Source organism: Amycolatopsis sp., assembly GCF_036008905.1.
Classification (GTDB): domain Bacteria; phylum Actinomycetota; class Actinomycetes; order Mycobacteriales; family Pseudonocardiaceae; genus Amycolatopsis.
Map to the genome: position 1 here is coordinate 1 of NZ_DASYMU010000020.1, position 19473 is coordinate 19473.

The window sequence follows — 19473 nt, forward strand, 5'->3', positions numbered from 1 at the left end:
AACCCCCTTCGGAACAACTACGCACCTACATCGCCCACGAGACGCAAGCCATCGGGATTCGGAACTTCCAGCTGGCGCTCGTGCCGGGATTGCTCCAGACAGAGGACTACGCCCGAGCGGTCATCAGCCGATCGGTGAATGTCCCGAGCAAACAGGTGGAAGTCCGCGTTCATACTCGGATGCTCAGGCAGGAGATCTTCAACCGCTATCCGCGGCCTGACTTCACTTACTTCCTGCATGAGTCCGCGTTGCGGCTCCCGGTCGGTGGCTCGGAGGTGATGTCCGAGCAACTCCACCACTTGCTGCGAATGGCGATACGGCCGAATCTCGAGCTACGGATCGTTCCGTGTTCGGCCGGGGCACACGCGGGTACGGCAGGTCCGTTCACGCTGATGGAGTTTCCTCGATTCACCCCGGTGATCTACCTGGAGGGTGAGATGTCGTCGGTGTTCCTGGAGCAAACCACCGAGGTCGCCGCCTACCGGCGCATCCTCGCGTCTCTGGCGGATACCGCGCTTGGTCCGGAAGAATCCAAGCAGCTGCTCGTCACCCAGGCGAGGGAGCTGTATTCGGACCGAGAGGACCAGCATGACTTGGCGGAAGAGCAGCTACAGCGCGGGAGACGGTGAGTGTGTCGAGGTGGCTAGTACCCCGTCTGACGTGCGCGTTCGGGACACCAAAGATCGATCCGGCGGCTCCCTGACCTTCACCCCGGACCAGTGGCGAGCCTTCACGAAAAAGTTTTAGTCTGGGTGTCGATCCGGCTGTCTCCCGTTCGACGCATAGTCGAAGACACCGAGATGGAGGCACAAAAATGCGCTACATGATGATGCACAAAGCCGACGCCGCCAGCGAAGCGGGCGTCCCGCCCACCCAGGAACTCATGGACAAGATGGGCGCCCTGATGCAGGAGATGGGCGACGCGGGCATCCTCATCGCCGGCGAGGGCCTCCACGGCTCATCGTCCGGCAAACGGCTCAATTTCACCAACGGCCAGCTCACCGTCACCGACGGCCCGTTCGCGGAGACGAAGGAGCTGATCGCGGGGTTCGTGATCATGGAGGTCGAGTCGATCGACGAAACCGTCGAGTGGGCGAAGAAGTTCGCCGAATGCGTCGGTGACGTCGAGATCGACATCCGCCGGGTGGCTGTGGAGGAGGACTTCGGCGACGAGTTCACACCCGAGGCCCGCGCTCAGGAAGCGGCGCTGCGCGAGCAGGTCAGCCAGCGCTGATCAGGCGGTGGCGGGCTCGGCGACGCTGTAGCCCGCCTCTGTCACGGCGGCGTGCACAGCGGCGTCGGGGAGCCGGTTTTCGCTGGTCACGGTCACGAGCTTGGCCTCGAGGTCCACCGCGACCTCGGAGACTCCGTTGAGTTCCATGAGCTCGTCGGTGACGGACTGGGCGCAGTGCCCGCAGGACATGCCGGTGACGGTGTAGCTCGCCTTGATCATGAGCGCGAGTTTACGAAAAAGGCCGCCGCCACGATCGGGCGACGGCCTTTTCCTCTGAGAGTCAGATCAGATGACGCTGACCGAGGTCGCCTGGGGGCCCTTGGCGCCCTGGCCGATCTCGAACTCGACGCGCGCGTTCTCTTCGAGGCTACGGAACCCGTTGCCCTGGATCTCGCTGTAGTGAACGAAGACGTCGCCGCCGCCGTTGTCGGGGGTGATGAAGCCGAACCCCTTCTCGGAGTTGAACCACTTCACAGTGCCCTGAGTCATAAAAAGTCTCCATATGTAACAAACAAAAACGAGGAAGCCACTTCAGCAACCCGGGTCGAATACGTTCGGTTTGCTTCCTCGACTCACATCGGAGGAGACACTACGCCCGCTAAGCCTTGCGAGCGTGGGCTAACACGGACACAAAAACCTGAGACCGCCGAAAGTAAAGCACACGAGAGTGACGCAGACAAGGCCACATCACCAGCGTGGGCCCACTTTATTATCGGGCACTGTCGGGCTAGTCGTTGCCGAGGCCGGAAGCGGGCACATCCGGACCGAACGGCGACTTGCGCATCGCCCGCGGGTCACTCGCCACCGAGATGGCCGTGTCGTGCGTGTCCGTCACGGCGCTGAACGTCACCGGGGTGACGCCGGAGACCGAGTTCTTCTCGGTCAGTGTCGTGTCTTCGCCCATTGTTACCCCTTAAATCGATGTCTGTGGATCCGCGCTGATCCGGCTCAATCTGGCGGGTGTCGGCCAACGCACATTGGACGCCCAGCCGAGCTTCTCGAAGATCCAGATCAGCCTGGCGGAGATGTCCACCTGCCCCCGTAGCACGCCGTGCCGAGCACAAGTCGGGTCGGCGTGATGCAGATTGTGCCACGACTCACCAAAAGAGAGGATCGCCAGCGGCCAGAAGTTCGCCGCTTTGTCACGGCTGGCGAACGGGCGCTCCCCCATCATATGACAGATCGAGTTGACCGACCACGTGACGTGATGAAGTACCGCCACGCGGACCAGTCCGGCCCAGAACAACGCCGTCACGCCGCCCCACACGGACCAGGTGATCAGGCCGCCGATGACGCCCGGGAGCAGGAAGGTCAGCAGCACCCACACCGGGAACAGCTTGTCCACCATGCGGATGTCCTTGTCGGCCGCGAGGTCCGGTGCGAAGCGATCCACATTGGTCACCTCACGCTCGAACAGCCAGCCCATGTGCGCGTGCCAGAAGCCCTTCGCCAGCGCTTTCGCGCCGGTGCCGAACAGCCACGGCGAGTGCGGGTCGCCCACGCGGTCGGAGAACGCGTGGTGCCGCCGATGGTCGGCCACCCAGGTGGTGACCGGGCCCTGCGCGGACATGTTCCCGGCGATCGCGAGCGCGATCCGAAGTGGCCGGTTCGCCTTGAACGAGCCGTGCGTGAACAGCCGGTGGTAGCCCGCCGTCACCCCGAGACCGCTGAGCACGAAGAAGAACGCGCCGATCCCGATGTCCAGCCAGCTCAACCCCCACCCCCACGCGAACGGCACCGCCACCGCCAGCGCCACGATCGGCGTCAGGACGAAGATCTTGACGGTCACATGCTCCGGGAGCGAAGTCGCACCGGAGACGATGGGTTTCGCCGGTCGTGTCGGGGTTTTGGTTGCGGGCATACACACCTCAGGCTTTAGGGGGCGCGATGATCAATTCATCGCGTAGGGACGCTGAACGCGTCGACGAAGGTTTCGTCCGGCAGGCGCCTCATACGGCTGACCCCACCTACCTCGAAGCTACGCGACATCACCGCAGGAAGCCAGGAACGTGCTATTTCTAAGGTTTTTCTAAGAATGCGGGAAGTTCCCCAAACTGAAGTTCCCCAAACAATGTTCAATTACTCGACGATGGGCAGCTGCCTGGCGGCGGCAAGCAGCCCACTGAGGCGGATATCGGGCGTTACGACATCCGGGTCGGTGCGGACGTCGATCACACACGGACGCTGGCGGACGAGCGCGCTGGCGATGATCGCTTCGAGCTCGTCACGGCCTTCCACGGTGTACCCGGCGGCGCCGAGGCCACGCGCCCAGGTGGCGAAATCGACAAGTTCGACCGCGACCCCGGAAAGCCTGCCCCGGGCCTTCGCCTGGTGCATCGCGAGACCGCCGTGGACGCCGTTCTGGAACACCACCACGATGATCGGCGCGCGGTAGCGAACGGCTGTTTCGATCTCCTGGCCGGTCATCAGCGTGCCACCGTCACCCACCATGGCGACTACTGTGCGTCGCGGTTCGGCGAGTTTCGCGGCCACCGCGGCCGGGACGGCGTAGCCCATCGCCGCGTTGCTGGGGCCCAGCTGGCTGCGTGGTGCGGTGAAGCACCAGTAACGGTGCATGAACTGCGCGAAGTTCCCGGCGTCGCTGGTGACGATGGTGTCTTCGGGCGCGAGCCGGCGCAGCGTGCGGATGACGTCGACGGGGTGGACGCGCGCGTTGTGGCTGGTGTCGGGCGGGGTCATGAAGGTGTGCACCGCGGCGTTCGCGGCCGACGCGCGGCGGGGGCGCGGCCTGGCGATCGTCCTCAGTTCACGGAGAAACGGCTCGACTTCGGACTCGACACGGAACGTGAGCCCCTTCTTGTGGGTCTCCCCCAAACCGGTACCGACCATCACGAGCGTCTGCGTCGGAGTCGGGTAGCGGTAAGACTGAGTGGTGACCTCGTCGAGCTGGGTACCGAGCGCGAGCACGAGATCCGCGCGCTCGAGGGCGTCGAGCTGCCGCTCGGGGATGCCGAGGCCGAGGTGACCGGCGTAGCGGGCGTGATTCTCGGGGAAGGCGTCCTGGCGGCGGAAGGCGTTGTAGACCGGAAGGGCCAGCTCCTCGGCGGTCAGGATCAGCTCATCACGCGCCGAGCGCGCCCTGCCGCCGACGATGACCACCGGGTATCGGGCCTCGTCGATGAGCTGCGCGACGGAGTCGGCCGCCATGCCGAGCGCGCCGGTGACCGGCGTGAGGACTTCGGCGATCGGCTTGGCCGAGTCGTACGGCACGCCCCAGGCATCACTAGGTACCGCGAGGACGGCCGGCCCGGGCCTGCCGAAGCGGCACGCGTTGAGCGCCTCGACGAGCAGGCCGGGCACTTCGTCCGGATTTTCGGTGTAGCCGGACCATTTCGCGAGCGGTTTGAACATCGCCCGGAGGTCGACAGCGGGCAGTCCGCCGGTGGCGATCGGGGTCGACGCCGGGGTCTCCAGGAGGACCACCATCGGCGTTTCGTCCTGGTAGGCGGTCTGGACGCCGATGGCGAGGTTGGCGGCGCCGGGACCGCGGCTGGCGAGGACCACGGCCGGATGCTCGGTCAGCTTTCCGTCGGCCTCCGCCATGAAGGAAGCGCCGGTATCGTGCCGCGCGGAGATCACGTTGATCGCCGACTCCATCTGGAGCGCGTCGAGCAACTCGAGGAAGGACTCCCCTAACACTGCGTAGACGCGACGAATTCCAGCCTCGACGAGGATGCGTACACCCGTTTGGGCTACGGATGACCCCACTTGATACCTGATAAGGACAACCTTTTATGAGGACCATTGGTCCAGTCAAGTGATCTTCCGATGATGTGGGACGTAAGTTAGCGATTGTCGGTATTGACCGGTTTCCCGACACAGGAGGTTGTGCCTTGAGCTCAGCCCATGCACAGCAAAGCAAGGCACACCGCAGCGAACATGAAACTGTTTTTACCTATGGCGCGCCGGCGCTGAAATACGGGAGCGGATCGAGTGACGAAATCGGTTACGATTTGTCACAATACGGCGCTCACCGAGTCTTGTTGATCACTGACCCCCAGGTCGCCGCGACGGGCTGGCCGCAGCGGATCGCCGACGGCATCGCCGGGTACGGGCTGGACGTCGAGATCTTCGACGGCGTCCACATCGAGCCGACCGACGTCAGCATGCAGAAGGCCATCGACTTCGCGCGCGGCACCGGCCCGTGGGACGCATTCGTGGCCGTCGGCGGGGGATCGAGTATCGACACCGCCAAGGCCGCGAACTTGTTGACCAGCAACGACGGCGAGTTGATGGACTACATCAACGCACCCGTCGGCGGCGGTCTCGCGCCGAGCAAGCCGCTGAAGCCGCTCGTCGCGGTGCCGACCACGACCGGGACCGGGTCGGAGAGCACCACGGTCTGCGTGCTCGACGTCTTATCACTCAGAGTGAAGAGCGGAATCAGTCATCTCCGGCTCCGGCCGACCCTCGCCGTCGTCGACCCGCGGCTCACGGTGAGCCAGCCCGCCGGCGTCACGGCGGCCAGCGGGATGGACATCCTGTGCCACGCCGCCGAGAGCTACACCGCCCGGCCATACACCGAATTCGCGCGCAAGAAGCCCGAAGAGCGCGTCCCCTACTGCGGGTCGAACCCGCTCGCCGACATGTTCGCCGAGCAGTCGCTGCGACTGTTGTCCTGGGCACTGCCCGCGGCGGTCGCCGACGGCGGCAACCTGAAGGCCCGCGAGGACATGGCGCTGGCGGCGACGTTCGCCGGACTCGGCTTCGGTAATGCCGGGGTACATATCCCGCATGCCAACGCGTATCCGATCGCGGGCCAGGTAAGGGATTTCCGGCCCGAAGGCTATCCGGACGAAGAAGCGATGGTCCCGCACGGAATGGCGGTTTCGCTGACCGCTCCGGCGGCGTTCAGATTCACCTATTCGGCGGCACCGGACCGGCATGAACGCGTCGCCCGATTGCTGGCTCCCGATTTCGAATGGCCAGGAGACGTTTCCGAGCATTTGCCCGCGGTCTTGATCCGGCTCATGCAGGAAATCGGCATCCCCAACGGAATCGGCGCGGTGGGCTATTCGGAGTCCGATGTGGACGATCTGGTTCAGGGCACCTTGAAGCAGCAACGACTGCTGGCGACAGCGCCACGTGAGGCCTCCGAGGAAGACCTGGCCGGGATCCTGCGCGACTCGGTGGTGCTCTGGTGAGCTACGCGCGTTGGCAGGCGGTTCCGTTGCGGTGGAAGGACAACGACGTCTACGGGCACGTGAACAACGTCGTCCACTATTCGCTGATGGACACGGTGATCAACACCTGGCTGATCGAGCAGGGCGACCTCGACGTGGAGAATGGGAAGGCGATCGGGCTCTGCGTCGAGTCGCATTGCAACTACCACGGCTCGGTGTCCTTTCCGGACACGCTTTCGGTGGGTTTGCGAGTGGCGCATCTCGGCCGGTCGAGCGTGCGGTACGAAATCGGGATGTACCGCGAAGACCGGGAAGACGTCATTGCGGAAGGGCATTTCGTGCACGTCTTCGTCGACCGCGAAACCCGGCGGCCGGTCGAGATCACCGGGAAGCTGCGGGAGTCGCTGGAAGCGTTGAAGGTGAGCTAAGGCGAAGCGGCGCCGGAGTGATCCAGGCCTGCATCATGGCGGCGTAGCGCGCAGACGTCACGAGGAGCTCTTCGTGTTGGCCCAGAAGGGTTTCCTGGCCATCCATGACGAGCACGCGGCGCGCCCGGAGCGCGGACGACAGGCGGTGCGCGATGACGACCAGCACACCGCCTCGGGCGGCGAAGGCGCGCTCGGCCTGTGCCTCGGCGACCGGGTCCAGATGTGACGTCGCTTCGTCGAGGATGATCACCCGCGCGGAACCGGCGTAAACCCGGGCCAGCGCAAGGAGTTGCGCCTCCCCCGGTGAAATTCCCTCACCGGCGTGCCCGAGTTCGCCCTCCAGCCCGCCGAGGCGAGCGACCAATTCCTTGGCGCCGACCGCTTCGGCGGCGTCGAGCAGTTGCTGATCCGTGGCGTCATGGGAGAACAGGGCGAGATTGTCCCGCACGGTTCCGGCGAAGACGTAGGCCTCCTGGGGAATCAGCGCGACGAGCCGATGCCGTTCCGCCGCGCGCACCTCCCGTACCGGCGCGCCGCCGAGGAACACCCGGCCTTCCTGCGGGCTGATCATGCCGGTGATGAGCCCGGCCAGCGTCGACTTCCCGATCCCGCTCGGCCCGACCACGGCCAGGTGCTCCCCCGGTCGCAGGTCCAGATCCAGTTGGCGCACAACGGGTTCCGCGTGCGCGCCCCAGCCGAACGTCAGCCCGCGTACGGCCACCGCCGCACCGCGCGGCGCAGCGTGTCCCTCGACGACCTCCGGCACTTCCGCGGTCTCCGAAAGCCGCCGCAACGCGACGATGAGCCGTAGCACGACCGTGCTGGCCGTCGCGGCGAGGCCCCGCAACGCGGGCTGCATCGTCGCCGCGAGGTACACCAGCGCGCCGAGCGCGGCCCCGGCCGTCAGCTCGCCGGAGATGACCATCCCGGGCGCCACCAGCAACGCGAGCAGCAACGGCAGGAAGCCGCCGATCGAGATCACGAGCGTGCGCAACGCCGTTGACCTGGCCATGCGCATCGCGGCCTCGGCTTGACCGTCGACGGCGCCGTACATCGCCATCGACGCGATCGGCTCGGCCCCGCACGCGACGACGTCCCGCATACCGACCAGCGCGGACCCGGCCGTCTCGGCGGTGTGTTCGTCGGCCAGCGCGAGCGCGCGCTGCCGGGACGCGAGCGACGGCAGCATGCCCGCGAAGAGGCCCACCGACACGATGACCGGGATCGAGACGATCCACGCCAGCGACCCGGCGACGGTGAACAACCCGGCGAGCGCGGCCACGGTCGTCACCATCATTCCGCGTGCCTGCACGAGAAGCCCGGCGGTGGCGTCGCGGACGACCTCGACATGTTGCGTGATCCGCGCGACCCCGCTCGCGTCCGGCTGGTTGCGTGGCGGCGAATCGTCGTGCAGCACACCGCGGACAACCGCGGTGACCAGCGCGTCCCGCATGGGTTCGATGACCTTGCCGAGCTGGTGCCAGACGAACCGTGAGCCGATCGCGCCGAGCAGCGCGACGAGTCCGAACACGCCCAGCCAGGCCAGCCCGGTGCCGGGTTTTCCCGCGGCGAAGCCCTGATCGACGGCGAGTTCCACGAGTCGCCCGGAGAAGAACGCGGGGACGCTTTCCAGCACCGAGCAGCCGAGCAGCACGAGACCGCCGCGCCACTGGCCGACCAGCGCGGAGCGATACAGCCGGCCGACACTCACTGGGAGTCCTCCGTAAACACACTGCGGTAGCCAGGGTCGTGCCACAACGAGGCGTGTGGCGCGACCGCCCGGACCCTCCCGTTTTCCAGCCAGACCACCAGATCCGCGCGGGCGGCCGTGGTCGCGCGGCGTGTGACCACCACTCTGGTGCGGCCCGGCAAAGCCGTCTCGATCGCTTCTTCCACCGCGGCTTCGGTGACCGTGTCGAGGCTCGCCGTCGCGTCGTCGAGGATCAGCAGACGCGGGTTGTGGACGATCGCGCGCGCCAGCCCGAGTCGCTGCGCTTCCCCGCCGGAGAGCGGGGTTTCGGTCAGCGGCGTGTGATAGCCGTCGGGCAGCCGGACGACGACGTCGTGCACCTGCGCCATCCGGCAGGCGTTGCGCACCGAGGCTTCCCCGGCCCACGAGCCGTAGCCGACGGCGTCGGAGACTGTCGCGCCGAGCAACGCCGGCCGCTCGAACGCATAGCCGACAACAGCGCGCAGTTCCTCCGGGCGCAGCTTTTCCAGCGGCGCACCGTCGAGCAGCACCTGCCCGCTGTCGGGTGGCCGCAGCCCGCCGAGGACGTTGACCAGCGCGGACTTGCCGGAGCCAGATTTCCCTACGACCACAAGGAAAGCGCCACTGGTGATAGTCAGGCTCACGTCGTCCAACGCGCCTTCGAGGCTCACGTGCCGAAGCTGGATCGTGCCGTTGCCCGGCCGCAGGCTCAGGTTTCCGCGTTCGGGCACCGGCGAGTCGAGCACCTCCATGAGGCGTTGCCCGCACGAGCGCGCCCGCGCGAGGGTGGTCAGCAACGGGATCTGCGTGACCATCCGCATCCCGAGGGCCACATAGCCGAGCGCGGCGAGCACCTCACCGATCGACAACCGGCCCGAGGCCACTCCGAATCCCGCGGCCGCGAGCACGGCGAGTTCCACCGCCGGAAGCAGCAACGCGGCCCGCCAGACCATGCGCGCCTGCGTCTTCCACATTCCGCGACCGGCCCGGCTGAGCTGCGGCAACGGCCGGAGCACGCGCTCGGTCTCGAGGTCGGCGGTGCCGGAGGCGGCGATCGTGCGCAGCCCGGCGACGGCGTCGAGCAGCCGGGCCCCGAGCTCACCGGAAACACGTTGGTAGGTCAGGACGTCGTCGGCGGTGTGCTTCAAGTGGGCGCGCGCGAGTAACAGCGCGAGTGGCACACTGCCGAGGAAGACCAGTGCGAGACGCCAATCGAGGAGTCCTAACAGGACAATCGCGCCGGTGGAGATCAGCACCGCCGAGCCGAGCTGGACGACGATGGACGTGATGGCCCCGGCGCCGACACAATCACCGGTCAGGCGGCTGATCGCGTCGCCCTCGGCGAATTTCGACCGCGTGCCGAGGCCGAACAGGCGGTCGGTGAGTTTGCGGCGCAGCCACGCGGTCCCGGAACTCGTGACGCGGACGGCGAGGATGCCGCCGAAGATGTCGGCCGCGATCTCCGACGTGCCGAGCGTGAGCAGCCAAGCGACCTCTGGCCAGCTGTTTCTTCCGCCGATCGCGGCGTCCACCGCCGCGGCCAGCGCACCGGGGAGCAGAAGGCCGGCAGCGGTCGCGACCATCGCGGACAGAACGATCAAGACCAACCGGGCCGGATCGAGCCGGGCGACCTCGCCCAGCAACCGATCTCCCGGTCTCGTCATCTGAGAACCTCCAAGACGTACATCCGCGGGCGTATTCCTGAGCGCCGAAATGGCGCAGAATGAAAGCGCGGGAGCGGCGCACTTGGCCTGTGCCGCTCCCGCGCTCGTCATTGTTCGGTCAAACCGGTACCTGCGTTGGGACTAGTGGCAGGTGAGCAGGCTGATCGTGCTGTTGGCGCACGAGGCGAGCAGGCTCAGGTTGCTCGTGCCGCCGCCACCGCCGCCGCCACCGTTCGCCGGAGCTTCCATGCCCTGCAGGTCGAGTACGAGATCCATGATGGTTCCCTTTCCTTGCTTCTTCAGCTCCTCCGGTCATCATTGGCCGGGGGTTCGTGGGGACGGAGCGGCGCCGAAGAACGGCAGCACCGGGGATCCGTCCAGGGTTGCGGCCAGCGCGAGCAACACGCCCGCACCGCCGGTGTTCACATCCATCGACAACCGCAACAACTGGTTGCCGGGGAAGGCCATCCCGCCGTGGAACGGCATCGCGTACCAGGCCAGGCGGGAAAGATGGACGTCGATCGCTTCCGCGACGACGGGATCGTGTACGCGGCGCTCGCCCATGGCCAATGCGGTGAGCAGGCCACAGCGGCCGAACATCAAGCCGGGGTGGATGACGAACTCGCCGCGGCAGGACTCGCGCAGCCCGGGCAGACTCGCGACGCTCTCGGCGTCCGGCGCGTGCACCGCGAGCTCTTCGAGCACCATGGCCACGCCTGCGCTACCTACGCCCACGTACGGCAGGGTGCGCAACTCACCATCGCGGACTTGCAACGAACCGTCGTCGGTGGCGACGCATTCCTCGAGGTCACGCTGGAGCGCCTGGTCGGCGAAGGACAGCCAGGCGCGTTCACCGGTGAGCTCGAACAGCCGGATGAACAGCAACGCCGGTCCTGACCAGCCGTTGAGCAGGCCCGCTCTGGCAAACGTGCCCGGTGAGGCGGCCGTCTCCAGTGCCTCGGCGATCCGCACGGCGATGTTGAGCGCCTGACGGCCGAACTCGTTGTCCCCGCGCTTGGTGGCGAAGTGCAGCTGGGTCAGGCCGATACCGGCGAGACCGCCTTCGAGCGCGTGGTCCGTGGTCTGCGCGACGAGCTCCGACGAGGATTCGAGCAACGCCGTCGCCATGTCGTGGTGGCCGAAGTTCTCCAGCACGTAAGCGATTCCGTGCGAACCGTCGTAGAACCCGGGCCGCGCGGGAGGCTCCCGGCGCAGCGACGCGAGCAGCCACTCCTCATGCTCCGGGAAACGACCGGCGCCAGTGACGTCGAGCGCGTGGAGGACCCCGGCCGCGCCGACCCCGAAGCACGCGCCGCCGACGCGGAACTGCTCGATGTCGCCGGGGAACAGCCTGTCGTGGCGCTCGGGGGTCGCGCTGGCCAGGACGGCCTCGGAAATCGACTTCCGGACTAGGTTCCAGTCCGGTTCATCCTGGTCCAGCGCGGTACTGGCCGGCGCGTCGAGCTTCTCTTCCTCACGGGTCGTGAGGTGGGCGAGGACCGACGCGCCGAAACTTTCGGGGAGGTCGAAACGGCGTTGCACGAACTCGACCAGCTTGAACAGCTTGTTCGGGGCGAGCTCCAGCAACGTGTTGAGCGGTAGGAAGATCCAGAGGCGCAGGGCGGCGAGCGCGTGCTCGTCGATGTCGAAGCCGCTGCGATCGGCCGGTGCCCGGAAGCCGGGCGCACCCAGTGCCGGTTTGGTGCCGGCGTCGATCTCCGACGCCATCTCGAAGTCGATCAGGCCGACCGTGTCTTCGCCGGTGACCTCGTCGGTTTCGACCAGGATGTTCAGCGGGTGGAGGTCTCCGAAGACGACTCCACGCTCGTGGACGGCGGCAATGATCCGCTCGACCTTGCCCACCAGTGCGAGGGCCCGTGCGGTGTAGTCGACGAGATCCTGCGGAGTGCTGTCGCGGCGGGTCAGCGGGTAGTTGCGGGCCAGCCACGAGCCGAGCGCGAGGCCCGGCATGTGCTGCATGGCCACGAAGTGGTGCTCCCACACGGGGAACAGGTCGTAGACCTCCGGTATGCCCGGAATGCCCGCCAGGCGCTCGAGGATTTCGTGCTCCCGGCGCAGCCTGGCGACCGCGTCGACGCCGTCCCTGTCCAGGCCGGCGTGGGGGCGGGCTTCCTTGAGGACGACCTGCTCGCCGTCGGCGTTCCTGGTGGCCAGGTACACGCCACCGCCGTTGGAAAAGTGCAGAGAAGAGGTCACCTTGTAGGGGAACTGCGCCGGGTCGCCACCCTTGCGAGCCGCCAGGTGAGGCGCCAGGAAATCCGGGAGTTTCACCCAATCGGGAGTGGAGAAAGTCGGCTGCCGTTTGTCCGGGACCATAGAGCCGTCCGGCTTGGTGACAGCCAGAACCCGCGTTCCGTCCGCCTCGACCCACTGTTCGATGAATCCACCGTAACGGACGAAGAGCGGACCTTCGGCGTAACGCAGGTCGCTGAGGATATACGCTCCGTGCTCACCCCGCAGTACGACGGAAAGATCTTCCAGGACCTGCTGCAGTTCTTTGTTGTCGGCCGGATAAATAGTGATCAGCTTGGCGCTGCCTTCACGCGGAGCATATTTGGAATTGCGCGCCAACAAGATCAACTTGCTTCGCAGATGCTTATAAGCTAAGCGGTGCTCGATACAATGCACGTGCACCTTCGCAAGCACTCGCTCGGCGTTGTCGAGGCCGGCCGAGATATGGATTTTCCAGCCCTGCAAGGGCAAACGCTGCCCTTCGGGAGCCAGAGAACGCCAGACTCCACGGTCCCCTTCGACCCATCCGGACTCGGGGAGCGGCAGGTCCGCGGCGAAGTCGTCCCCAGATACACCGGAGTCACGCTGCTCATCGAAGAACAGCGGATCCGCGAAGCAAAACGCTTCGTATCTGAGATCCATAGCCGGAATCCTTTCCCGATTCGCTTGGCCGATGTCGCTGCCACCACTTGGCCGATGAGAGATATTCCCCCATGCCGAGGAGGGCGCTGGCCATCCGCCATTGAGGGGGTTCAGCTAGCCCGTTCAGGGTGGGTAAGAATGACATCTGACCCGCTGTAAGCAGACTCTGGGTGATTTCGATTCGATCATCGACCACCCGGTCGCGATGTAACGGAGACCCAGGATCTCATATCCACTGGTCGGACCACAACGCGATTAATACCGTACCACGAATTGGCAGAATGCCATTAACTGATTCCGTGACTTATTAACCAGATCCACCCGACCCTGCACGCGCACAATGTCCACAAAGGACTATGGGTCCGACACCGACAGGCGCTTCGGCATCCGCCATGGAAGGCAGGGAAAGAAAGGCCGGATGGCCTAGTAGTAGTTTGGCACCGTGCGGCAAATGGAGGAATGGTGATCACCGGATTCGCGATCACGATCGTGGCATGCGCGGTCCTTGCGGCGGTATGGAGCTTCGTGCTGTCCGCGCGAAACCGTGAGCCGTCGAAGGCCCTGCTCGGCGCACTCGCCGCGGTGGAGCTGCTGCTGGTCGTCCAGCTGATCATCGGTGTGGTGCTGCTCGTCGGCGGCGAGCGACCTGGCAGCATCGCCACGTACCTGGCCTACCTGATCGGCTGCCTGCTCGTCCTGCCGGTCGGGACGGTGTGGGCGCTGGCCGAACGGAGCCGGTCGAGCACCGCCGTGCTCGGGATCACGTGCGTGGCCATCCCGGTGATGGTCCTCAGACTGAACGAGGTGTGGAATGGCGCAACCGCCTAAGACAGCCACCGGCCCAGGCCGCGTCCTGGTCGCCGTCTACGCGATCTTCGCCCTCGCCGCCACCTCCCGCGCCGGCGTCCAGATCGCCACGAAGTTCCACGAGGCCCCCGTCGCCTACCTCCTGTCAGCCCTCGCCGCCGTGATCTACGTCCTCGCCACCTTCGCCCTCGCCCGCTCCGGCGAGACAGCCTGGCGAATCGCGTTGGCCGCCTGCGCCGTCGAGCTCCTGGGCGTCCTCACCATCGGCACCCTGAGCATCTTCGACTCCGCCGCCTTCCCCCAAGCCACCGTCTGGTCCGTCTACGGGCAGGGATACCTCTTCATCCCGCTGGTCCTCCCGGTGCTCGGCCTCCTGTGGCTCCGCCGCACCGCACCCAGGCCGCAGAATCCGATTGACCGCCCGGTAGGCTGATGGGCAGGGGTCGTTAGCTCAATTGGCAGAGCTGCGGACTTTTAATCCGTAGGTTGTGGGTTCGAGTCCCACACGACCCACTCGATCAACATCCCCGCTGACCAGCGGGGATGTTCTTCATGTGGACCTTGCTCAAGAGTCTTGTTGATCTTGTGGGCTCCGCGAGGGTTCCCTGAGGGCTCTGACCTGCGGAGACCCTCTAAATGGTAGAGGAAAGTCGTCACCAGGGCAGGGTCGAGCCCCAATGATTTATCCCTTTCCTGGTCGACGGCAAAGCTAAGAAGCACCAATCGCGAAACCGCTATCCAGCTGACCGCTGTGGTCAGCGTCTACCGGCGGCGACGGGCCGGCGGCCCGGAGACCGGCGGGGTTTCCCGGGTTTGCGGCGCTGCCGGAGCCGGATGCCGGTGGACCTGGCGGCTTCCAGCACCAGTCGCGCTGTCGCTTCAGCGGACTGGCGGGCCAAACACGGCAGGACACTGGTGTAGGTGTCGGCGGTCAGCACGATGCTGGCGTGCCCCAGCATGCTCTGCACCGTCTTAAGGTCATTGCCCGCCGCCAGCGACAAACTCGCCGCCCCGTGCCGTAGGTCGTGCAACCGCACCGGCGGCAACCGCGAGTCGTCGTTGAGCGCGCGAAACAGCTTCGACACCCGGTCCGGCTTGACCGCCCCGCCGTCGGCGGTGTGGAAGAGGAACCCGACCGGCTCCCCGAACACCGGGCTACGGCTGGCATCGCGATAGCGCCGCAGCAGCGTGGTGGTCCGGTGGTCCAGAGTGAGGACCCGGTTGCTCGCCTCGCTCTTCGGCTTCCCGATCTCGACATGCCCGCCGATCTGGCGGACTTGATGCGACACCGTCAGGTATCCGCGGTCGAGGTCCAGATCACACCACCGCAGCCCCACCGCCTCACCGCGGCGCAACCCCAGCAACGCCACCAGGTGAAACAACGGGTACAGCCGGTGCTCACCGATACCGGTCAGGAACGACGCGGTCTGCTCCGCCGTCCACACCGCCACCCTGGGCCGCTCCCCCGTCGCCTTCCACTGCGCCACCCGCGGCGGCGTCCACACCACCGCGTGCGGACGCCGCCCCGACGGCAACTCCACAAACCGCGCCGGGTTGCGCACGATCAGACCCCGGCGCACGGCGGCGTTCAGACCCGCCCGCAGCGTCGCGTGAATCCGCTGCAACATCCCCGCCGACAGAGCCCGCCCGGCGGCGCCGTGGGTGCGGACGATCGCGGTGACATCGCCTGCACCCTCGCCGCCGTCAAATCCCGCAACAACACCTCACCCAAGTACGGCTTCAGATAGGCGCGGATGTGCAGGCGATAACCACGCAGCGTGGACCGCTGTGTTCCTAACCGCATATCCACCCACAGCGACAACCACTGCCCGGTGGTCACCACCGCCGCCGACGGATCCGCCGCAGCAGGATTAGCCAGATAATCGCGGGCTTGACGTGCCGCGGCCCGCGAGATGAAACCACCGCGGCGCAACTGCCGGCGCCGGCCATCCTGCCCGCGGGGCATCTCCAGCCGGAAGTACCAGCTGCCGTGCCCACGCTCACCCAACCGCGGACACCGGCCATTGAGCAGTTGGCCGGTCCCGTCCCGGCAACTGCACCGCTTGAACACATCCGATGACACCCTCATCACGACACCTCAATCCATCGCCAGGACTACGAATCCTTCGATGGTGCACCTGCACACGCACATGAGCGATCATGTGAAAGTGCTGGTCAAAGCCTCGAAGATCACCACCCGGATGGACGTCCCCGCTCCAGCGACATCGGGTTACGGTCAGGAGTACTCGACACCTGGGGAGGGCGGATGACGCAACTGCCGATGTTCGGGCAACCACCAACCGAACCTGAACCGAAACCCGTCGGCGACCAGGTGGTGCGGCTGCAGGTTCTGGTCACGGTGAAGGCGGCACCGAACCCGTCGGACAAATACGGCGAGACGGTATGCGTCGCCGGGCTCAGCACCGACCCTGTCCGACCGGGCTGGGTACGGCTGTATCCGATCAACTTCCGCGAGCTCGGCGCGGACGCCGCCTTCCGCAAATACGACGTCATCTCGGTCGACGCCGTGCCGGCCAGGCAGGACTCACGGAGGGAAAGCTGGCGACCCCGGATGACCACGCTGCAGGTGGAGAACCATCTGCAGGAGTGGCACCATCGCCGGCCCTGGCTGGATCCGGCGATCTCGACCGACACGACCATGTGCCAGCTGCACCGCGGCGCGACGACGGACAGCCCTTCGCTGGCCCTGATCCGCCCAAGGCTGGTCACCGGCTTGAAGATCGACCGCCATCCCGGCTGGACCCCACAGCAGCGGGCGAAGATCGAGCAGTACGTCGGCCAGTTCGACCTGTTCGGCAACACCGACCGTTCCGCGCTAGAGGCCCCCCGCTACAGCGGCAGCTACCGATAGCTCTGCCACGACGACGCCTGCCCAGGTCATCAGCAGGGAATCCTGGACTGGGAATTCGTCGCGCTGCAGCGCCACCTCCACGACCGCGACGACAGCGCCGCGCGTAAGGCGCTGACGCAGAAGTTCCTGGCACAGATGTGCGCGACAGACCGCGAGATCGCGTTCTACGTCGGCAACCAGGCCAAGCGCCCACGAGTGTTCAGTGTGCTGGGCGTGTACTACCCGAAGCGGAAGCGCTAGCGCCGCGCCGCCGGGCTCAGCCTGCGCGCCAGCTCGCCGAGCACGACGTCGCGGTGGCATCGGCGTTCGTCGGCTTCGAAGCAGAGCAGCGCGATGCGCTCCGTGCGCGCTAGATCGCCGAGTTCGTCGAGACTTGCCTGGGCGCCATCGCTGGTAAGCAGGTCAGTGTAGGCGGCCTTGGCGCGTTCCAGCTCGGCTTCACTGCCACCGAAACCCGCCCGGTTGTCCTTGGGGTTGCCCAGCTCGCGGCGGTGATCGTAGGCGATACCAGCCTCGGCCAGCGCGGTCCGCAGCGCGGTCTTGCTGAAGCCCCGTTTCCGCGAGATCGGGGTCAACCGCACGTCGACCAGCCGCGACACCTGACGTTCGACCAGGTCGGCGACGAAGTTCACGATCTCGCGTCCTTCATAGCCGACGCCAAGTACACCCGCCGTCTGTGTGACCGTCATGGCCTCACCCTGTCACGTCCCCCCAAAGCACGGATTGACAGGTCAATGACCTTTCCAGCCGAGTCGTAGAAACGTGCCCTGGCACGGCATCCGCTAGCCGTGTATCGCGTCCACCTTGCCGGGTTCGGCGCCGGGGACGCCGCTGACTGGCTAAGGCAGAGCCAGAACCAGGTCGCGCCATCCCGTCACGGCTGCCACGAGCTCTTGTCGAAGCACACCCAGGGACTCGACCGTGAGCGGCAACTCCGAGTAGGAGCGGCCACCGCGGGGCATGACTCCTAGCCGATGTTGGGCTGGATCGTGACGCTTCGCGGGGTCCATCTCGACCCAGACCAGCGGCCTCGCGTGCAGGGCCTCATTGCGTTGTGTAAGGGCGCGGTCGACCGTGGTCAGCCAGCGGGTGGCAGCGTCGCGCAGGTCCGAAGCCGGCCGCCCGGCCAGGTCCGTCAGGGCGGCCTCGATCTTTCGGCGGACCGGCTTCGTGCTGTCGAACCTGGAGTTGCCAAGCACGCGTGCGCAGATGTCCTCGGCGTAGTCCTCGAGCTTGATCACGGCCCACGTCACACGCCCGAGTTCGGTGAGCACGTCAAGGGGGAGCTCGTCCGGGGCCACACACCACATCGTAGAGGCGCGCTGCCAATTCGGTGTCCTAGTACTCCAGCCGTAGTTTGTGATGGTCATGGTTCGTGGGTCGATTGTCGCTGGTAGTGGCCTTGCTGGGCGCGGTATTGCCGGAGGTCATCGACCAAGGGGAATTCCGCCGCTACTTCCGCAATCACCACGATGTCAGCGACACGCCCGGTCCTATTACGCCGGAAGCCCTAGTTCACGAGTGATCATGGGTACACCTCCCAATGACGAGGGAACCCATCACGGCGGCAACGTCTAGGTGTATTGACCATGGAGGTTGGTTACGGGCGACACGTAACACGATGATCTTGAAATGAGGGAGGGCCTCCGGGTTCGGTGTGGATTGCGACATCTACCCCGAAGCACCAGGAGGCCCTCGTGACCCACGCTAACGCACCCCTGACCCCCGTCGGAAGACTGCGCCTGGCCCGGTGTGTCGTCGAGGACGGCTGGCCGTTGCGGCGGGCAGCGGAACGATTCCAGGTCTCGGTGACCACCACGAAACGCTGGGCCGACCGCTACCGCGACCACGGCGAAGCCGCCATGACCGACCGCTCCTCCCGCCCACACCACAGCCCGTCGAGGACCCCGACCCGCACCGAACGCCGCATCATCAAAGTCCGGGTCCTGCGCCGGTGGGGACCCGCCCGCATCGCGTACCTCCTCAGGCTCAATCCCGCCACCGTGCACCGCGTCCTGACCCGCTACAAACTGGCCCGCCTGGCCCATCTCGACCGCGCCACCAGCCGGCCGGTCCGCCGTTACGAACACGCCGCACCCGGTGACCTGATCCACGTCGACATCAAGAAACTCGGCAACATCCCCGACGGCGGCGGCCACCGGGCGGTAGGACGGCAAACCGGACAACGCCACCGCACCCTCACCCCAGGTAAGAAACGCGACCGCAACGGCAACAGCCACGTCGGGTCCAGCTACATCCACAACGCCGTCGACGACCACTCCCGGCTTGCCTACAGCGAAATTCTGTCCGACGAGACCAAAGAAACCGCGGTCGCGTTCTGGACCCGCGCCCACGCCTTCTTCACCGCCTGCGGTATCACCGTCACCCGGGTCCTGACCGACAACGGATCTTGCTACAAGTCCTATCTCTGGCGCGACACGCTGCGCGACGCGGACATCACCCACAAACGCACCCGCCCCTACCGGCCGCAGACCAACGGGAAAGTCGAACGGTTCAACCGCACCCTGCTTGATGAGTGGGCCTACAGCCGGCCCTACACCTCAGAAACCGAACGCCGCGACGCCTACCCACACTGGATCCACACCTACAATCACCACCGCGGCCACACCGCACTCGGCGGCAAACCACCCGCCACCCGCGTCCCCAACCTCACAGGGCAATACACCTAGGTCGTGTCCGCCCGGACGGGTGGCCATT

Annotated in this window: 21 protein-coding genes and 1 tRNA gene; 10 read left to right on the forward strand and 12 right to left on the reverse strand. The window is 66.2% G+C overall.

Annotation, left to right across the window (positions count from 1 at the left end):
• The 3 genes from VGP60_RS03515 to VGP60_RS03525 all read left to right on the forward strand — a co-directional run.
• The coding region (locus tag VGP60_RS03515; protein ID WP_327546371.1) for a DUF5753 domain-containing protein at positions 1-629 on the forward strand (629 nt) is incomplete at its 5' end.
• Positions 589-747, forward strand: coding sequence for a DUF397 domain-containing protein (locus VGP60_RS03520; protein WP_327546372.1), 159 nt, complete (start codon positions 589-591; stop codon positions 745-747). The genes VGP60_RS03515 and VGP60_RS03520, both read left to right, overlap by 41 nt.
• A 67-nt stretch (positions 748-814) precedes the next feature.
• On the forward strand, positions 815-1234 hold the full coding sequence (locus VGP60_RS03525) for a YciI family protein (protein WP_327546373.1): 420 nt from the start codon (positions 815-817) through the stop codon (positions 1232-1234).
• Here the strand turns inward: VGP60_RS03525 and VGP60_RS03530 are convergent, their stop codons facing one another.
• From VGP60_RS03530 to VGP60_RS03550, 5 genes are all read right to left on the reverse strand, one after another.
• Entirely contained in the window at positions 1235-1453 is a 219-nt protein-coding gene (locus VGP60_RS03530) for a heavy-metal-associated domain-containing protein (protein WP_327546374.1), read from the reverse strand.
• Between the two features lie 66 nt (positions 1454-1519).
• Complete coding sequence (locus VGP60_RS03535) at positions 1520-1723, reverse strand: cold-shock protein (protein ID WP_315654129.1); 204 nt, start codon at positions 1721-1723, stop codon at positions 1520-1522.
• 238 nt (positions 1724-1961) lie between these two features.
• The gene (locus VGP60_RS03540) at positions 1962-2138 is read right to left on the reverse strand and encodes a hypothetical protein (protein WP_327546375.1); all 177 of its coding nucleotides are present in this window, start codon (positions 2136-2138) and stop codon (positions 1962-1964) included.
• A gap of 9 nt (positions 2139-2147) precedes the next feature.
• Positions 2148-3095 (reverse strand): acyl-CoA desaturase, encoded by a 948-nt coding sequence (locus VGP60_RS03545; protein ID WP_327546376.1) that lies wholly within the window; start codon positions 3093-3095, stop codon positions 2148-2150.
• A 218-nt stretch (positions 3096-3313) separates the two neighbouring features.
• Positions 3314-4963 (reverse strand): thiamine pyrophosphate-dependent enzyme, encoded by a 1650-nt coding sequence (locus VGP60_RS03550; protein ID WP_327546377.1) that lies wholly within the window; start codon positions 4961-4963, stop codon positions 3314-3316.
• 203 nt (positions 4964-5166) lie between these two features.
• Between VGP60_RS03550 and VGP60_RS03555 the strand changes: the two genes are divergently transcribed.
• Both VGP60_RS03555 and VGP60_RS03560 read left to right on the forward strand, forming a co-directional pair.
• The gene (locus tag VGP60_RS03555; RefSeq protein WP_327546431.1) at positions 5167-6399 is read left to right on the forward strand and encodes a hydroxyacid-oxoacid transhydrogenase; all 1233 of its coding nucleotides are present in this window, start codon (positions 5167-5169) and stop codon (positions 6397-6399) included.
• A complete protein-coding gene (locus tag VGP60_RS03560) occupies positions 6393-6806 on the forward strand; it encodes a thioesterase family protein (RefSeq protein ID WP_327546432.1) in 414 nt (137 codons plus the stop codon). The genes VGP60_RS03555 and VGP60_RS03560 overlap by 7 nt, the downstream gene beginning before the upstream one ends.
• Here VGP60_RS03560 and VGP60_RS03565 read toward each other — a convergent pair.
• The 4 genes from VGP60_RS03565 to lanKC form a co-directional block, all read right to left on the reverse strand.
• Positions 6760-8517: an ABC transporter ATP-binding protein gene (locus VGP60_RS03565; RefSeq protein ID WP_327546378.1), complete on the reverse strand. Its 1758-nt coding sequence runs from the start codon at positions 8515-8517 to the stop codon at positions 6760-6762. The two genes, VGP60_RS03560 and VGP60_RS03565, sit on opposite strands and share 47 nt — an antisense overlap.
• Positions 8514-10181, reverse strand: a complete 1668-nt coding sequence (locus tag VGP60_RS03570) for an ABC transporter ATP-binding protein (RefSeq protein WP_327546379.1) — start codon at positions 10179-10181, stop codon at positions 8514-8516. Before VGP60_RS03570 ends, VGP60_RS03565 begins: the two co-directional genes overlap by 4 nt.
• Positions 10182-10322: 141 nt before the next feature.
• On the reverse strand, positions 10323-10457 hold the full coding sequence (locus VGP60_RS03575; RefSeq protein ID WP_327546380.1) for a SapB/AmfS family lanthipeptide: 135 nt from the start codon (positions 10455-10457) through the stop codon (positions 10323-10325).
• Between the two features lie 39 nt (positions 10458-10496).
• Complete coding sequence (gene lanKC / locus VGP60_RS03580) at positions 10497-13076, reverse strand: class III lanthionine synthetase LanKC (protein WP_327546381.1); 2580 nt, start codon at positions 13074-13076, stop codon at positions 10497-10499.
• Positions 13077-13538: 462 nt separating this feature from the next.
• Between lanKC and VGP60_RS03585 the strand changes: the two genes are divergently transcribed.
• The 3 genes from VGP60_RS03585 to VGP60_RS03595 all read left to right on the forward strand — a co-directional run bounded on the left by VGP60_RS03585 (position 13539) and on the right by VGP60_RS03595 (position 14396).
• Positions 13539-13904, forward strand: a complete 366-nt coding sequence (locus VGP60_RS03585) for a hypothetical protein (protein WP_327546433.1) — start codon at positions 13539-13541, stop codon at positions 13902-13904.
• Positions 13888-14316 (forward strand): hypothetical protein, encoded by a 429-nt coding sequence (locus VGP60_RS03590; RefSeq protein ID WP_327546382.1) that lies wholly within the window; start codon positions 13888-13890, stop codon positions 14314-14316. The genes VGP60_RS03585 and VGP60_RS03590 overlap by 17 nt, the downstream gene beginning before the upstream one ends.
• 7 nt (positions 14317-14323) lie before the next feature.
• Positions 14324-14396, forward strand: a tRNA-Lys gene (locus VGP60_RS03595).
• Between the two features lie 242 nt (positions 14397-14638).
• Here VGP60_RS03595 and VGP60_RS03600 read toward each other — a convergent pair.
• Positions 14639-15511 carry a site-specific integrase gene (locus VGP60_RS03600; RefSeq protein ID WP_327546383.1) on the reverse strand — a complete coding sequence of 291 codons (873 nt, stop codon included), beginning with the start codon at positions 15509-15511 and terminating at the stop codon, positions 14639-14641.
• A gap of 638 nt (positions 15512-16149) precedes the next feature.
• On the opposite strand from VGP60_RS03600, the gene VGP60_RS03605 reads away from it, so the two are divergent.
• Positions 16150-16755 (forward strand): hypothetical protein, encoded by a 606-nt coding sequence (locus VGP60_RS03605; protein WP_327546384.1) that lies wholly within the window; start codon positions 16150-16152, stop codon positions 16753-16755.
• A gap of 236 nt (positions 16756-16991) precedes the next feature.
• Here VGP60_RS03605 and VGP60_RS03610 read toward each other — a convergent pair whose 3' ends face one another.
• Entirely contained in the window at positions 16992-17444 is a 453-nt protein-coding gene (locus VGP60_RS03610) for a DUF488 domain-containing protein (RefSeq protein ID WP_327546385.1), read from the reverse strand.
• Between the two features lie 150 nt (positions 17445-17594).
• Positions 17595-18056: a hypothetical protein gene (locus VGP60_RS03615; protein WP_327546386.1), complete on the reverse strand. Its 462-nt coding sequence runs from the start codon at positions 18054-18056 to the stop codon at positions 17595-17597.
• Between the two features lie 396 nt (positions 18057-18452).
• On the opposite strand from VGP60_RS03615, the gene VGP60_RS03620 reads away from it, so the two are divergent.
• The gene (locus VGP60_RS03620; RefSeq protein WP_327546387.1) at positions 18453-19445 is read left to right on the forward strand and encodes an IS481 family transposase; all 993 of its coding nucleotides are present in this window, start codon (positions 18453-18455) and stop codon (positions 19443-19445) included.
• The last annotated feature ends 28 nt before the right edge of the window (positions 19446-19473 follow it).

Coding starts and splice junctions, on each gene's coding strand:
- lanKC (WP_327546381.1), bottom strand. CDS start 13,076: ATGGATCTCAGATACGAAGCGTTTTGCTTCGCGGATCCGCTGTTCTTC.
- VGP60_RS03540 (WP_327546375.1), bottom strand. CDS start 2,138: ATGGGCGAAGACACGACACTGACCGAGAAGAACTCGGTCTCCGGCGTC.
- VGP60_RS03545 (WP_327546376.1), bottom strand. CDS start 3,095: ATGCCCGCAACCAAAACCCCGACACGACCGGCGAAACCCATCGTCTCC.
- VGP60_RS03535 (WP_315654129.1), bottom strand. CDS start 1,723: ATGACTCAGGGCACTGTGAAGTGGTTCAACTCCGAGAAGGGGTTCGGC.
- VGP60_RS03605 (WP_327546384.1), top strand. CDS start 16,150: ATGACGCAACTGCCGATGTTCGGGCAACCACCAACCGAACCTGAACCG.
- VGP60_RS03575 (WP_327546380.1), bottom strand. CDS start 10,457: ATGGATCTCGTACTCGACCTGCAGGGCATGGAAGCTCCGGCGAACGGT.
- VGP60_RS03570 (WP_327546379.1), bottom strand. CDS start 10,181: ATGACGAGACCGGGAGATCGGTTGCTGGGCGAGGTCGCCCGGCTCGAT.
- VGP60_RS03600 (WP_327546383.1), bottom strand. CDS start 15,511: ATGTTGCAGCGGATTCACGCGACGCTGCGGGCGGGTCTGAACGCCGCC.
- VGP60_RS03530 (WP_327546374.1), bottom strand. CDS start 1,453: ATGATCAAGGCGAGCTACACCGTCACCGGCATGTCCTGCGGGCACTGC.
- VGP60_RS03525 (WP_327546373.1), top strand. CDS start 815: ATGCGCTACATGATGATGCACAAAGCCGACGCCGCCAGCGAAGCGGGC.
- VGP60_RS03610 (WP_327546385.1), bottom strand. CDS start 17,444: ATGACGGTCACACAGACGGCGGGTGTACTTGGCGTCGGCTATGAAGGA.
- VGP60_RS03520 (WP_327546372.1), top strand. CDS start 589: ATGACTTGGCGGAAGAGCAGCTACAGCGCGGGAGACGGTGAGTGTGTC.
- VGP60_RS03590 (WP_327546382.1), top strand. CDS start 13,888: ATGGCGCAACCGCCTAAGACAGCCACCGGCCCAGGCCGCGTCCTGGTC.